The organism is Amycolatopsis sp. NPDC004378, assembly GCF_053602455.1.
Genome location: NZ_JBSGDR010000001.1, coordinates 1,062,818 through 1,077,244, shown reverse-complemented (window position 1 = coordinate 1,077,244; position 14,427 = coordinate 1,062,818). Strand labels below are relative to the sequence as shown.

At 72.4% G+C, this 14,427-nt stretch carries 14 protein-coding genes; 10 read left to right on the top strand and 4 right to left on the bottom strand.

Annotated features, from left to right (window positions below; genetic code table 11):
- Positions 1-174: 174 nt before the first annotated feature.
- The 7 genes from ACWEN0_RS05320 to ACWEN0_RS05290 all read left to right on the top strand — a co-directional run bounded on the left by ACWEN0_RS05320 (position 175) and on the right by ACWEN0_RS05290 (position 7,837).
- Positions 175-1,797: a S8 family serine peptidase gene (locus tag ACWEN0_RS05320; protein WP_451969134.1), complete on the top strand. Its 1,623-nt coding sequence runs from the start codon at positions 175-177 to the stop codon at positions 1,795-1,797.
- Positions 1,794-2,369: an RNA polymerase sigma factor gene (locus tag ACWEN0_RS05315; protein WP_451969132.1), complete on the top strand. Its 576-nt coding sequence runs from the start codon at positions 1,794-1,796 to the stop codon at positions 2,367-2,369. The genes ACWEN0_RS05320 and ACWEN0_RS05315 overlap by 4 nt, the downstream gene beginning before the upstream one ends.
- The gene (locus ACWEN0_RS05310; RefSeq protein ID WP_451969130.1) at positions 2,366-2,851 is read left to right on the top strand and encodes a hypothetical protein; all 486 of its coding nucleotides are present in this window, start codon (positions 2,366-2,368) and stop codon (positions 2,849-2,851) included. Before ACWEN0_RS05315 ends, ACWEN0_RS05310 begins: the two co-directional genes overlap by 4 nt.
- Positions 2,852-3,041: 190 nt before the next feature.
- On the top strand, positions 3,042-5,558 hold the full coding sequence (locus ACWEN0_RS05305; protein WP_451969128.1) for a CHAT domain-containing protein: 2,517 nt from the start codon (positions 3,042-3,044) through the stop codon (positions 5,556-5,558).
- A 131-nt stretch (positions 5,559-5,689) separates the two neighbouring features.
- Complete coding sequence (locus ACWEN0_RS05300) at positions 5,690-6,181, top strand: DUF4232 domain-containing protein (protein WP_451969126.1); 492 nt, start codon at positions 5,690-5,692, stop codon at positions 6,179-6,181.
- Positions 6,182-6,201: 20 nt separating this feature from the next.
- Positions 6,202-6,798, top strand: coding sequence for a DUF4232 domain-containing protein (locus ACWEN0_RS05295; protein WP_451969124.1), 597 nt, complete (start codon positions 6,202-6,204; stop codon positions 6,796-6,798).
- A 196-nt stretch (positions 6,799-6,994) separates the two neighbouring features.
- The gene (locus ACWEN0_RS05290; protein WP_451969122.1) at positions 6,995-7,837 is read left to right on the top strand and encodes a maleylpyruvate isomerase N-terminal domain-containing protein; all 843 of its coding nucleotides are present in this window, start codon (positions 6,995-6,997) and stop codon (positions 7,835-7,837) included.
- A 15-nt stretch (positions 7,838-7,852) separates the two neighbouring features.
- On the opposite strand, the gene ACWEN0_RS05285 is transcribed toward ACWEN0_RS05290, so the two are convergent.
- Positions 7,853-8,836, bottom strand: coding sequence for a small ribosomal subunit Rsm22 family protein (locus tag ACWEN0_RS05285; protein WP_451969120.1), 984 nt, complete (start codon positions 8,834-8,836; stop codon positions 7,853-7,855).
- A gap of 146 nt (positions 8,837-8,982) precedes the next feature.
- Here ACWEN0_RS05285 and ACWEN0_RS05280 point away from each other — a divergent pair, with 146 nt between their 5' ends.
- From ACWEN0_RS05280 to ACWEN0_RS05270, 3 genes are read left to right on the top strand one after another with little or no spacing between them, the layout of a single operon-like run.
- Positions 8,983-9,408, top strand: coding sequence for a YciI family protein (locus ACWEN0_RS05280; RefSeq protein WP_451969118.1), 426 nt, complete (start codon positions 8,983-8,985; stop codon positions 9,406-9,408).
- The gene (locus tag ACWEN0_RS05275; RefSeq protein WP_451969116.1) at positions 9,408-9,758 is read left to right on the top strand and encodes a YciI family protein; all 351 of its coding nucleotides are present in this window, start codon (positions 9,408-9,410) and stop codon (positions 9,756-9,758) included. The genes ACWEN0_RS05280 and ACWEN0_RS05275 overlap by 1 nt, the downstream gene beginning before the upstream one ends.
- A gap of 39 nt (positions 9,759-9,797) precedes the next feature.
- On the top strand, positions 9,798-11,063 hold the full coding sequence (locus ACWEN0_RS05270; RefSeq protein WP_451969114.1) for an RNA polymerase sigma factor: 1,266 nt from the start codon (positions 9,798-9,800) through the stop codon (positions 11,061-11,063).
- On the opposite strand, the gene ACWEN0_RS05265 is transcribed toward ACWEN0_RS05270, so the two are convergent.
- The 3 genes from ACWEN0_RS05265 to ACWEN0_RS05255 are packed head-to-tail and all read right to left on the bottom strand — an operon-like array spanning position 11,060 to position 14,089.
- Positions 11,060-11,611 carry an HD domain-containing protein gene (locus tag ACWEN0_RS05265; protein WP_451969112.1) on the bottom strand — a complete coding sequence of 184 codons (552 nt, stop codon included), beginning with the start codon at positions 11,609-11,611 and terminating at the stop codon, positions 11,060-11,062. The genes ACWEN0_RS05270 and ACWEN0_RS05265 overlap by 4 nt on opposite strands.
- A 10-nt stretch (positions 11,612-11,621) precedes the next feature.
- Positions 11,622-13,310 (bottom strand): L-lactate permease, encoded by a 1,689-nt coding sequence (locus ACWEN0_RS05260; protein ID WP_451969110.1) that lies wholly within the window; start codon positions 13,308-13,310, stop codon positions 11,622-11,624.
- Positions 13,307-14,089: an IclR family transcriptional regulator gene (locus tag ACWEN0_RS05255; protein WP_451969108.1), complete on the bottom strand. Its 783-nt coding sequence runs from the start codon at positions 14,087-14,089 to the stop codon at positions 13,307-13,309. Before ACWEN0_RS05255 ends, ACWEN0_RS05260 begins: the two co-directional genes overlap by 4 nt.
- Between the last annotated feature and the right edge of the window lie 338 nt (positions 14,090-14,427).

Sequence of the window (14,427 nt, the reverse complement as noted above, 5' to 3'; positions counted from 1 at the left end):
CCCCGCCTGGATACGTGACTTCCGGAGGGCCAAGTGGGTGAGAAGGGGCCGTCAGATACGTCTTCACCCGTTTGCCATCGTCGTTACGCATTCGTGATGTCGGTGTCGTATCCCGGTCTCGGCCCACGGGTCTTTCCCGGGTGCCATCAGTGATCAATGGCGGAGGGTGGACCGATGGTCGTCAAGTTCGAACGGGGCGAGACCGCGGAAGCGGCGGCCGAGGACGCGAGCACGCTCAACGAGCTCCCGACCCCGCCCAGGCAGGTGCTCGACCGCCACGGCGCGCGGGTGCTCGACCCGGCGACGTCGGTCGTCGCGGCCGGGCAGCCGGTCCCGCGCGCGACCGTGTACCGGCCGGGCACCTTCCTGATCCCCGACCGCTACCTGCGTGACCAGGAGACCCTGGCCGCGATCAACCGCGTGCTGGCCCGCATCGGCGTCTTCGCCACCCCGGCCGACCGCGGCGACAGCGAGGGCCTCGAGCGCGTCCGGGAGCTCGGCACCCTGCCGGTGCGCGCGCTGCTGCACGTCCGCGAGGACTCCGACCCCGTCGTCGTCGACTGCTGGAAGGCCCTGCAACTGCTGCGGGCCGCCGCTTCGGGCGAGAAACCCGAGGTCGACCCGGCCGTCGTCGCGACGATCTCCGTGGAGCACCTGCTCTTCACGTCACCGGTGTTCGGCGGGGTCCCGTGGGAGACCAGCGGCCTCGGCGGCACGCCGTGGGAGACCAGCGGGTTCGGCGCGGGCAGCTCCTACGGGCGCACCCACGGCGCCAACCGGATCCCGGTGACGCTCGCCGCGGACCCGCCGTTCCGCAGCAAGAAGCCCGCGCACCGGCGGCCGGTCGTCGCCGTGCTCGACACCGGCATCGGCCCGCACCGCTGGTTCGGGCTGGCGGACCGCACCGCCCCGCCGCCCGCCGGATCCGGCCTCGCCGTCGCACCCGACATCCAGGCCGCGGTCCTGCAGGCCGAGCTCGCCTCCGCGGGCACCGTGCCGACCCAGCTGCTCACCGACCACTGGGACGCGCCGACGACCGGGCAGCCGCTGATCGGCGACGTCGACACCGACACCGGGCACGGCCTGTTCATCGCCGGCATCATCCGGCAGGCCGCGCCCGAAGCCGACACGCTCGCGATCCGCGTCGTGCACAGCGACGGCGTCGCGTACGAAGCCGACGTGCTGCTGGCGCTGCACCTGCTCGCCGACCGCGTGCGCACCGCGCAGGCGAACAACCGGCCGCAGGACATGGTCGACATCGTTTCGCTTTCGCTGGGCTACTACGTCGAGGACCCGGTGGACGTCGCCTTCACCGGCCAGTTCGCCGCGGTCGTCGCCGAGCTGCTCGGGCTGGGCGTGCTCGTGGTCGCCGCCGCGGGCAACGACGCCACCACGCGCCGGTTCTACCCGGCCGCCTTCGCCGACCAGCCGCTCGGCAGCGGCTGCGGTCCGCAGGTGATCAGCGTCGGCGCGCTGAACCCGGACGCCGGCGCCAGCCGGGCGCTGTTCTCCAACGAGGGCCCGTGGGTGCGCTGCTGGGCGACCGGCGCCGGGGTCGTCAGCACCTACCCGTCGGACGTCCGCGGCACCGCGGCCGCCGACCACGAGATGCCCGGCCGCAGCTCCTTCGACCCGGACGACTACACGGGTGGCTTCGCGGTCTGGGACGGGACGTCGTTCGCGGCGCCGCTGGCCGCCGCGGAGCTCGCGAAAGCCCTGTCCCAGTCCGGAGATCTGGCCACGGTCGACCGCGACACCGTCGTCAAGCGCGCTTGGACCGCGCTGGGCTCGCTGTGAACGTGGCCAAAACCGACCACAGCCGGGTAGCGGCCCTGTTCGACGCCGCGCGGGAGGGCGACCGCGCGGCGCTGAACGAACTGGTTTCCCTGCTCACGCCGCTGCTCTGGCAGGTGGCGCGGGACCAGGGTCTGGACGCCGACCAGGCGGGCGACGTCGTGCAGACGACGTGGCTGCGACTGCTCGGCTCGTTCGCGGAGATCCGCTCGCCGGTCGCACTGACCGGCTGGCTGATCACCGTCACCAAGCGGGAGGCCTGGCGGACTGGGGAAAAACGCCAGGTCGAACGGCCGCTGCCGGAGCTTCCGGAGCGGCTGACCGAAGCGTCACCGGCACCCGAGGAGGGGGTGCTGCGCGACGACCAGCGCGCTCGCTTGTGGCGTGCGGTCGACACCTTGCCCGAACGCTGCCGCAGCCTGCTGCGGATCGTGGCGTTCGTGCACCGGCCGGACTACGCCGAAGTGGGCGCCCGGCTGGGAATGCCGAGGGGGAGTATCGGCCCGACCAGGGGACGTTGCCTCGCGCGCCTGCGCGAGCAGCTACTCGCCAACGGCGAAGGAGATTGGCTGTGACCACCGTCGAACCACCCGGCGCGAACGAGCCCTTGGACGAGCTCGACTTCCGGCTGCTGGCCGGATTGCGCGAGCTGTGGCAAGACGCCGACCCGATGCCCGAAACGCTGGTGGAGCAGATCCGCTTCGCGATCCAGCTGGAGGACGTCGACCTCGAGGTGATGCGGATCCGCGAGCAGGAGGGGCTCCCGGTCGCGCGGAGCGCGGCGGAACAGGGCCGGCTCATCACCTTCGACAGCGAAAGCCTGACGATCATGGTGAACGTGAGTCCCGAGCCCGGCGGTTCGATCCGGCTGGACGGCTGGCTGACCCCGCCCGCGGAGCACCCGATCGAGGTGCGCACGGCGGACGGCCCGCTGACGACCACGTCGGACGCCGAAGGCCGGTTCGCGGTGAGCGGTGTGCCGCACGGGATGGTCCAGGTGCTGGTCCGCACGGTCGGCCGGTCGAGGACGGTGAGCACGCCGGCGATCGAGCTGTGACGAGCCGCGGCCGACCACCTGGCGCGACCTGCCCGGTTGCCGCGTCCTCGCGTGAACTTCTGTCCACCCGGCGAAAACCCCCGGACCGCCGCGGCCCGGAGGTACGATCCGGGGCGTCCTTCTCGGCCGAGGGGGACGGCCCCGGCCGGAAGGGCAGCCTGTGGTCGCGTCGCCGAGGGCGGAAGACCGGGTGCGCGACCTGCATCGGCGTGCGGTCGCGGCGACCAACAACGGCCAGCCCGTCGTCGGCGGCCGCCTGATCCGTTCCGCCGCAAGGCTTCTCGGCCTGCCCGCCGCGCAGCCGCCGCCGGACTGGCCCGCCTGGCCGGACCTCGCGACCCGCGTCCTCGGCACGTACGCGGCCGTCGAAACGGCGCTGGGCAACAGCACTCGCGGTCTCGCCCTGCTCGACGAGGCCGACGTGCTCGTGTCGGACGCCGGGCGCGGGATCCTGCGCCAGCAACGGGGTCTCGTCTTCATCCTGATCGGCCGGATGGACGAAGCCTTGCGCTGCTTCGACGAAGCGATCCCGTTGCTGCGCCAAGCCGGCGAATACGTCGTGCTCGCACGGACCCTGCTCAACCGCGCGATGCTGCACCAGTACGCCGGGCGCGTCCGGCTCGCGCTCGCCGACCTCGACCAGTGCGAGCAGATCGGCGCCGGGCAGGCGTCGGAAGAAGGCCTGGGACGGATCTTCGCGAAGGCGGCGCACGGCCGCGGCCAGGCGCGCGTGCTCACCGGCGACATCCCGGGCGCGCTGCGCGACTTCGACGCGGCGAGCGGGTTCTACGCCGAACAGAGCGTCGGGATGCTGCCCGTGCTGGCCGTCGACAAGGCGCGGGCGCTGCTCGCGGCCGGGCTGCCGCAGGAGGCCGCCGCCGAACTGGACGCGGCGTTGGAGCAGTTCCCGCGGCTGCGGATGAACCAGGAGCACGCCGAAGCCGAGCTGACCCGCGCCTTGGCCGCGTTGGCGAGCGGCGAGCCGTCGACCGCGCGGAGCTGGGCCGGACGCGCCGAACGCCGCTTTCGCCGCCGGGGCAACGAAACCTGGGCCGCGGTCGCGCAGCTGACCGTGCTGCGCGCGGACTTCGCGGCCGGACGGCGGATCGCCCGCGTCGCGGCGGAGGCGACCGCGCTGGCCGGCCGGCTCACCGCGCTGGGCCTGCGCAACGACGCGGAGATCGCGGCGCTGCTGGCCGCCCGCGCGCGGATCGCCCTCGGCGACCCGGACGGCGCCCGGGCGGGGATCGCCCCGCGTGACCGGCGGGCCGCACCGCTGGAAAACCGGCTGGTGCGGCGGCTCGCGCTGGCCGAGCTGGGGGCCGCGACCGGCGACCGGCGCAGCACCTTCGCGAACGCGCGGGCCGGGCTGGCGCAGCTGGAACGGCACCGCGGCCGGTTCGGCAGCATCGACCTGCAGACCGGGACGACGTCGCTCGGCAAGGAACTCGCCGACGCGGGCCTGGCCGCCGCCCTCGCCCAGCGTTCGCCCGGTGTCGTCTTCCGCTGGCTCGACCGTTCGCGCGCGCAGGCGTTCCGGTTCCGGCCGGTGCGCCCGCCCGCGCACCCGGAGACCGTCGACGCCGTCGCCGAGCTGCGGTACCTCTCGATGCAGATCCGCGCGGGCGAGCTGTCCGGGAAGCCGGACACGCACGCCGTGAAGCGGTGTGCCGCCCTGGAACGGGAAATCCGCGCGAAGGGCTGGCAGGCCGAGGGCACCGACGGCGACCACCCGGAGGCGAAGCTGCGCGAGGTGGGCGACGAGCTCGCCGAGACCGGCAGCGCGATGGTGTGCTTCCTCGCCGACCACGGCGCGTTGTGCGCGCAGGTGATCGCGGACCACCGGGTGGCGCTGATCGAGCTCGGCCCGGCGTCGGCGGTCGCCGAACCGGTCGCGCGGCTGCACAGCGACCTCGACGCGTTGTGCGGGCGTCAGCTGCCGGCGCAGCTCGACCAGGTCATCCGCCGGTCGGTGCGGACGCAGGTGACGGCCCTGGACGGGATCCTGCTGGCGCCGCTGGCCTCCCGGCTGGGCGACCTCGACGTGGTCCTCGTGCCGACGGGCGCGCTTTCGGCGATCCCGTGGGGCCTGCTGCCGACGGTGCGGGGCCGGCCGGTGACGGTCACGCCGTCTTCGTCGGCGTGGCTCGACGCGGGCCGCCGGCCGCGCCGGGCGGCCGGGGCGCCGCTGCTGGTCGCGGGCTCGGACCTGACCCACGCGGAGACCGAGGTGGCGTCGCTGGCGCCGTTCTACCCGGACGCCGAGGTGCTGACGGGCCCGGACGCGACGGTCGCGGCGACGCTCAAGGCGTTCGACGGCTGCCGCCTGGCGCACTTCGCCGCGCACGGCCACCACGAGCAGGAGAACGTGTTGTTCTCCCGGCTCAACCTGGCCGACGGGCCGCTGATGGCGTACGACGTCCAGCAGCTTTCGACGGCGCCCGAGCAGGTGGTGCTGTCTTCGTGCGACGTCGGCCAGGCGGTGGTCCGCGAGGGCGACGAGGTTCTCGGGTTCACGGCGGCGTTGCTCTACGGCGGCAGCCGCACGGTCGTCTCGAGCGTGGCCCGGGTCGACGACCGGACGGCCGGCGGGGTGATGCTGGCCTACCACCGGGCGCTGGCGGCGGGCACGCCCCCTGCGCGTGCCCTGGCCGACGCGGCCCAGGCCGAACCGCTGATGCCGTTCGTCTGCTTCGGCCGAAGCTGACATCTGTTTTGACGTCCGGGCCTCGAAGAGGTTGCTTTCGGGTGATCGACCCCATCGGGGCGCATCCCCGGGGCGTCGCCGGGCATCTCCTCCAGTGAGTCCAGTTGATCACGGAACGAGGGAGGACGACCATGAAGCGAACGGTTGCGGCGCTGATCGTCGGGGGTCTGGCGGCCGGCGGGCTGGTGCCGGCGGCCGGGGCCGCGAACGCCATGCCGAGCGACACACCGTGCGGCGCCTCGGACGTGACCGAGAGCGTCACGCTGGACCCGTCGAACGCCGCCGGGCACGAGGCCTACGTCCTGACCTACACGGCGTCTTCGCCGACGACGAACTGCAAGCTCGAAGGCGCGCCGACGGCGGTGGCCTTCCTCGCCGGCGGGCAGCGGCTGCCCGTGATGGCGACGCCGGACGGCGCCGAGTCCGTCCCGGTGAACCTGCGCGCCGGCCACCCGGCCGAGTCGCGGATCGTGCAGCGCGCCGCCACGGCGCCGGGGACCGAGCCGGACTTCGTCACGTTCGACCTGCCGACCGGCCCGTACGGCCAGCCGGTGAGCGTCGCCTGGCCCGCGGACGCGGCCCTGAAGGGCGACGCCGTCCAGGTCACGCCGGTCAGCAACTGATCTTTCGGAGGGGAACCACCATGAAGCGCATCTTGATCGGGATCGGGACCGCGGCGGGGGCGTTCGCGCTGGCGGCTTGCGGGACGCCGACGGCGGCGCCTTCCGCGTCTTCGCCCGCTCCGGCACCGGCCGCGGCGCAGGGGGCGTCCGGCGGCGGGGTGGCCCCGGCGTCGACCGCCACGCCGCGGTGCACCACGGCCGACCTGGAGGTCCTGCTGGGCAAGCCGGCCGAGAAGAAGGACGCGCCCGGCCAGTACGACATCCCGCTGACCTTCCGCAACACCACGGACCACACGTGCGGCCTGTACGGCGTACCGGGCGTCGACCTGGTGGGCCCGGACGACGCGACGTTCGGCCCGGTCTACCACCTGCCGCGCATCGACAACGGCGTCAAGTACAACGAAGTCACCGCGGGCACGACGGCCTCGGCGACGATCACGGTGCTCAAGCCGGCGGCGGGCGAACCGGCCTGGACGCCGGCGAAGCTGAACACGATCCCGCCGGGCTCGACGAAGGCCCTGAGCGCGAAGTGGCCGGCCGACCTCCCGGTCCTCCGCCAGGACGCGGCGACCCACCCGGGTTCCTACGTCAACGGCATCCTCGCCGACCCGGCCTGAAAGCCTGCTCGTCACTCGATCGGGTGAAGCACGAACCCGCGCGTCATTCCTGGGGCGCGGTCCCCTCTTTCTCGGTGCGGCGGTAACCGGCCGGCACGCCCCCCGACTGGCCGGTTACCGCTGCGGTGTCTGCTACCCACGGTTGAGCACCTCGGAAGAGTCGCCCGCGGCACTCCGGGAGCTACCGTCGAAAACCATGACGATCCTCCCGGCGCAGTGGCAGGCGGTGCGCACGGCCTTCGAAGAGGCCGGCAACCGGTTCGCGGACGTCGTGGAGAGCGCGCCCGACCCGCACGCGAAGGCCGTCGGCGACTGGTCGGTGGCCGAAACGGCCGCGCACGTCGGCTGGATCGCCCTCGTCTACACCGCGATGGCCAAGGGCGACGGCGGTCCGCTGCCGTTGCCGGAGCTGGAAGAGCCGATGGCGTCGGCGAACATCGAGACGGTCTCGGCGATGAACGACATCGCGATGACCGCCTACCCCGAGCGCGACCCGCGCCTGCTGGCCGAACGGCTGCGCGCCGACGTCGCCGAAGTGCTGCAGGTGACCCGCGACCACGACCCGGAAAAGCCGGTCTGGTGGCTGGGCGGCAGCCGCGTCCCGGTGGCGGGCCTGCTCGCGCACCTGGTCAACGAGCTGGAGATCCACGGCTGGGACATCGCCCGCGCGAGCGGCCGTCCGTGGCGGATCGACCCCGTGCACGAGGCGTTCTTCCTGGAGCTGTTCTTCGTCGGCATGGTCCGCAACGACGTCGGCCGGCTGCTCGACTACGCGACGCCTTCGCCGCGCCGGATCGCCGTGGAGTTCCGCTCGGTGCACACCGCCCCGGTGGTGATGGTGCTGCAGCACGGCGGCCTGCGGGTGGAGGAACCCGACGGCACGGCCGACGTCCGGCTGACCTTCGACCCGGCCGTGCTGGTGCCGATGATGTTCGGCCGGATCTCGCCGCTTCGCGCGGTCACGAGCGGCAAGGTCCGCGTGGGCGGCCGCCGCCCGTGGCGGCTGCTGCCGTTCCTGCGCACGGTGCACATGCCCTAGCTGTGGTGCCCGGGGTCAGCCGGTCGACCAGCCGTCGCCCCACTCCGCGTCCCGGGCGGCGCGGTAGCGCGGGCCCTGCTTCTTCGAGACGGCCACGCCGGGTGTCAGCCCGTCGGACGCCGTGCACAGGTCGAGCGCGACCCAGCCCTTGTGCTTCTTCGGGTGCCGGATGATCCGCGCGTCCGGGCGCTCCGGCGCCGATCGGGACGCGACGACGTACGCGAACTTCTCGTCCTCGAAGCCGAGCGTGCCCGCCTTCAGCCGCCGGTGCAGGCCCGATCGCGGGAGCCGCGCGGCGAAGTGGCACCAGTCCTCGCCGGGCACGATCGGGCAGCCGCCGTCGTGCGGGCACGGCGCGACGACGTGCAGGCCGAGGTCGATCAGCCGCGCGCGGGCGGCGCGGATCCGCTCGTAGCCCGCCGGAGTGCCCGGCTCGATCAGGGCGACCGCCCCGGCCTCGGCGGCGAGCCAGCGCACGACGTCGTCGCGGCCGGCTTCCGGCAGTTCGCCGAGCACGTACGACAGCGTCACGAGGTCGGCTTCCGGCGGCGGCGCGGCCGGGTCGACGAACCCGCGCCGCCACTGCGCGTCCCGGACCGCGGGCAGCGCCGCCCCGGCGGCGAGCCGCTTGCCGAGCCCGATGGCCCCCGCGACCTGCTCCAGAACCGTGCACCGAGTCAGCGAAGGCCAGACGGCCGCGGCGGCCCAGACCGCCGCGCCGGTGCCTCCGCCGACGTCGATCTGCGTACGCGGCTCGAAGCCCGGAGCGCGTGAAGCCGCTTCGGCGAGCACAGCGTGTACAGCGGCGTAGGTGGCCGGCATCCGGTAGCCCGCGTACGCGGCGACGTCGGCTTCGGAGCCGAGGATCGGCGAAGTCGCCGCGTCACCTTGGCGGTAGCGCGTGCTGAGCCGGTCGACGGACTGGGTGAGCCGCGCCAGCGGGTGCCGGGCCAGCTCGTCGTCGAGCGCGGAGGAGAGGTCGTCGGGGAGTACCGCCACGAGCGTCGATTCTCCCCTGTCCGATTTGCCCCGCCGGGGCGGCCCTGAGCTGCTAGTTTTCGGCGCGGAAAGATTTTCGGCGAACGCTGTCGATCCGGGGCCGGGCCGTTCGACGCGTAGGCAGCAGACAACGAAGGGAGACCGCTGTGCGGTTCATGGTCATCGTCAAGCAGAACGAGGACTCCGAGGCCGGGAAGGGCCCGAGCGCCGAGCTGCTCGCCGAGATGGGGAAGTTCAACGAAGAGCTGGTCAAGGCCGGCGTCCTGCTCGCCGGCGAAGGCCTGACGCCGAGCTCGCAGGGCGCGCGGGTCGTGTTCTCCGGAACCGAGGAGCCCAAGGTCGTCGACGGCCCGTTCGCCGAGACGAAGGAGCTCGTCGGCGGCTTCTGGATCCTGCAGTGCCGTGACCGCGAAGAGTGCATCGAGTGGATCAAGCGGATGCCGAACCCCGACGGCCAGGCCGGCGAGGTCGAGATCCGCCGCGTCGCCGAGGCGTCGGACTTCGAGAACATGACGCCCGAGGTAGCCGAGCTCGAAGGACGGCTGCGCGCGAAGAGCGCCGGGGAGGCGTGATGCGGTTCCTCGTGATGGTCAAGGCCAGCCCCGAGTCCGAGGCGCCCGGGTTCCAGCCCGCCGCCGACGAGCTGGCCGAGATGTCGAAGTTCAACGAGCGCCTGCTGGACGAGGGCCGGATCGTGATGGCCGAAGGCCTGACGTCGAGCGCGGAGGGCGTGCGCGTCCTCTTCGAAGGCCACGCCGAGCCGAAGGTCATCGACGGGCCGTTCGCCGAGTCGAAGGAGCTCGTCGCCGGCTTCTGGGTGCTCAACGGCGAGTCGCTCGAAGACGTCGTCGCGCTGATGAGACAGGCCCCGAACCCGGGGGCCAAGGGCGGTGTCGTCGAGATCCGCGCCATCGCCGAGTAGTGGGTTGCACCGCACGCGATCACCCTGTCGAATGGCCGGGTGACGGTTGCGGACGCCCAGAGAACGATCGAGACGGTCTGGCGGATCGAATCGCCGCGGCTCATCGCGGGCCTGGCCCGGATGGCCCGCGGCGACGTCGGTCTCGCCGAGGAGCTGGCCCAGGACGCGCTCGTCGCGGCGCTGGAGCAGTGGCCCGAGTCCGGCGTGCCGCGCAACCCCGGCGCGTGGCTGATGACCATCGCCAAGCGCCGCGCGGTCGACCAGTTCCGCCGCAACGAGCGCTACGCGGAGAAGCTCGAGGAGGTCGGCCGCGACCAGCGGCTCGGCGAGGGCGTGCTCCCCGACTTCGACGCGGCCCTCGACGACCACATCGAGGACGACCTGCTGCGCCTGGTGTTCGTCGCCTGCCACCCGGTGCTGAACACGCAGGCGCGGGTCGCCCTGACGTTGCGCATGCTCGGCGGGCTGACCACCGACGAGATCGCGCGCGCGTTCCTCGTCCGAGAATCGACGATCGCGCAGCGGATCGTGCGCGCGAAGAAGGCCCTCGCCGCGGCGAAGGTCCCGTTCGAGGTGCCCGAAGGCGACGAGCGCGTCGCACGGTTGTCGTCCGTGCTCGAGGTCATCTACCTGGTGTTCAACGAAGGCTATTCGGCCACCCGCGGCGACGACTGGATGCGGCCGGCGCTCTGCGAAGAGGCGATGCGCCTCGGCCGCGTCCTCGCCGGGCTGATGCCGGGCGAGTCCGAGGTCCACGGCCTGGTCGCGCTGATGGAGTTGCAGTCGTCGCGCGCGAAGGCCCGCACCGGTCCGAACGGCGAGCCGGTGCTGCTGCTGGACCAGGACCGCTCCCGCTGGGACCGCCTGCTGATCCAGCACGGCCTGGCCGCGCTGGCCCTGTCGGAGCAGATCGCCGAGGGCGCGTACGGGCCGTACTCGGCGCAGGCGGCGATCGCGGCCTGCCACGCCCGCGCGCGGCGGGCGTCGGAGACGGACTGGGTCCGCATCGCGGCGCTGTACGAAGGGTTGGGGAAGCTGCAGCCGTCGCCGGTGATCGAGCTGAACCGCGGGGTCGCGGTGGCGATGGCGTACGGCCCTTCGGCGGGCCTGGAAGTCGTCGACGCGGTAGCCGACGAGGCGGCGCTGAAGGACTACCACCTCCTCCCGAGCGTCCGCGGCGACCTGCTGGAGAAACTGGGCCGCCTCGACGAGGCAGGCCAGGAGTACCGCCGGGCGGCGGAGATGACGGAGAACGCCCGCGAGCGCGCGCTGCTGCTGCAACGCGCGGCGGCGGTGGGCAGTTAGCGGTCCCGCCAGGCCAACGGCGACAACGTCAACGCCGCCTCGGCGATCTTCCGCGCGGTTTCCGTCTTGAGGCCCTTCCGCGCCGACTCGATCCACTCGTCGACGCGCTGGACGCCGACGTCCCGGTATTCGAGCGCCTGCAGCAGCATCTCCAGCTTGTCGGCGTCCTTCGCGCACACCGACTCGGCTGACGAACGGGTCTCGTACTCGTCCACCGCCGTGCGCACCAGCTCCTGCGACCGCGCGGGCAACGACGCCGTCTGGTCGGCCGTGATCTCGCGTGGCTCCGGCTTGCGCAGGTAGTCGGTGGCCGTCAGAGGCAGGTCGCCCGTGCGCGTCTCCTGCGTGTCGTGCCAGATCGCCAGGAACGCCGCCCGCTCCGGCGATGCCCCTTCCTCGGCCGCGATCAGCGCGGCCAGCTGGGCGGCGCGCAGGCTGTGCTCGCCGACCGACTCCGGGTCGCGCACCCCCGCGTGCCACCAGCCCGACCGGCGGACGCGCTTCAGCAGGCCCAGCTCGTACCCGAACGCGGCAAGCGGCTCACTCATGCCGCCCAGCCTAGGGCGACGGGATCATCGCCGTCAGGATCGTCGCCTGCAGCAGGGAGATCACGCCGACCACCGCGGTCAGCAGCAGCGACCAGAGGAACGTCTGCCGCAGCAGTGAGCCCTCCTTGCCGCTCTGCCCGATCGCCGTCGCGCCGATCGACAGGTTCTGCGGCGAGATCATCTTGCCCATCACGCCACCCGACGTGTTCGTCGCGCCGGCCAGGACCGGGTTCAGGTTCAGCTGCTGGGCCGAGATCACCTGCATCGGGCCGAACAGGCTGTTCGTCGACGCGTCCGAGCCGGTCAGGAACACGCCCAGCCAGCCGATGTACGCCGAGAACAGCGGGAAGACCGCGCCGGTCGTCGCCAGGGCGAGGCCCAGCGTCTGCGTCGCGCCCGAGTAGTTCATCACGAACGCGATCGCCAGGATCATGAAGATCGTCGCGAGCGCCCAGCGCATCTGGACCAGGGTCTGCCGGTAGGTCTTGAGCAGCAGCGCCGGCCGGGCGCCCATCGCGAAGCCCGCGACCACCGCCGCGATCAGGGCCACCGTGCCCGGCGAAAAGAGGAAGTCGACCGTGAACGTCGCCGCGTACGGCGCGTTCTTCGCGGTGATCGGCGGGTGCTGGACCACGTGGTTGTGCAGGCCCGGCCAGGCGAAGATCCAGTCCGCCTTGTGCAGCAGCTTCGTCAGGTCCAGCCAGGGGGGCAGGTTCTTGAAGATCGTGCCGATCCGGGACAGGAAGATCGCCAGGATCAGGATGATGTAGGGCGTCCACGCGTAGAGCGCGCCGCGCTCGGACCGCGCCGCCGCGCCCAAACTCTTGACAGCGCTTTCTTCACCCTCGAACCGCCACACCGAAGCGGGCTGCCAGAACCGGGTCAGCACCCACAGCGCGGCCATCGCCGTGAGCGCGGCGAGGACGTCGACCAGGCTGGCGCTGATGTAGTTGGACGCCACGAACTGCATGGCCGCGAACGCGAGCCCGGCCGTCAGCACCGCGGGCCACACTTCGAGCATGCGCTTCCAGCCGGCCAGCACCACCACGAGGAACGCCGGGATGATCAACGCCAGCACCGGCACCTGACGGCCGACCGCCGCCGAGAACAGGTCCGTCGCCTGGTCGGGCTTGAGGTGCATGATCGGCGCGGTCAGCCGGCCGAGCACGATCAGCGGGTTGCCGAGCCCGCCGAACGCGACCGGCGCGGTGTTCGCCAGCAGCGCCAGCACGACGGCCTTGACCGGCGGGAAGCCGAGCGCGGCCATCATCGCCGCGGTGATCGCGATCGGCGACCCGCCGCCGGCGACGCCTTCGAGCAGCGCGCCGAAGCCGAACGCGATGAGCAGCGCCTGCAACCGCCGGTCCTCGCTGAAGCCGGCGAGGACGCGCTTGATGCTGTCGAACCGGCCGGTGGCGACCGTGACGTTGTGGAAGTACACGGCGTGGAACGCGATCCAGGCGACCGACCACACACCGAAGACCACGCCCATCGCCGCGGAGTCGAACGCGAGCGCGGCCGGCATCCGGTACAGCAGCAGGGCGACACCGAGCGCGGTGACCAGCGCGAGCGCGGCGGAAAGGTGCGCGGAGAAGCGGAGCACGCCGAGCGCGACCAGCAGCACGATGATCGGGAGCGCGGCGAGCAGCGCGGAGACCCACAGCCCGCCCGCCGGCTGGTAGTCCTGGAGCCAGGTCATCCCCGCTGCCCCCGGACGTACCCGAGCCGGAGCGAAAGGGCGGCGGCGGTCCCGGCGACGGAGGCCCCGAGCTCGTCGAGGCGGCGCAGCACGCGCGGCGCGGGCCCGGCGATGCTGATGGCGGCGATCGGCCGCCCGGAGTGGTCGCGCACGGCGGCGGCGACGCACCCGACGTCCGGTTCGTTTTCGACCTCGTCGATCGCCCACCCGCGGCGGCTGGTCCGCGCGAGCTCGTCGAGCAGCCGGTGCGGGTCGCTGATCGTCTTGAGGGTCAAGGGGTCCAGCTTCATCCGCCGGACGCGCTCGGCACGGTCGGCCTCCGGCAGCGCGGCGAGCCAGGCCTTCCCGAGCGACGTCGCGTGCTGCGGCCGCCGCGTCCCGAGGCGGCAGGCGAGGGTGACGGCGCTGGCACTGCGTTCGGTGGCGACGTAGACCATGGTGTCGTTGTCGGGAACGGCGAGGTAGGTGGTCTCCCCGGACCGTTCGGCGAGCGAAGCCAGGTACCGCGGCGCACACCGGTGCAGATCGGTGGCGGCCATGGCCCGCGCCCCCAGCTCGACGAGCCGCGTCCCGAGCCGCACGCGCCCGGTGACCTGGTCGGCTTCGAGGTATTCGAGGCTCTTCAGGGTGCCGACGATGCGGTAGGCGGCACTGCGGGAAAGCCCCAGTTGCCGCGCGATCGCATTGGTGGAAATCTCCTGGTGCCGACCCACGTGCTCGAGCACCGCGAGCCCGCGTTCGAGAGTTCCGCTGTTCTCCAGCCCGCGCTCCGGTCCCACGCTGCCCTCCGTTGGACGTTCCCGGTTTCCGCTCAGCGGCACGCATTTCCGCTGGGTGGGTTTGGACGGTAACACCTCCGATGTATCGGCGGAAGATCTTGGAACAACTCGGAATTAAGCAGGTAGTTGTGCATGCTAATTGGTACAACCTCCGATGGTTAACTTTCCTACCTACGGCGGTTGCGCAGCCACTGACGGGCTCGTTCGACAACTTCGACAGCACCGTCGTTCATATTCGTGAATGGCGTGTGAAGGGAGTAGAGGAGTTGTCACCAGCCCGGCCGTAATGTGGACAAACCCGCTTCCGGCGGCGGTTTCGACGGCTTTTCGTCGGTCGG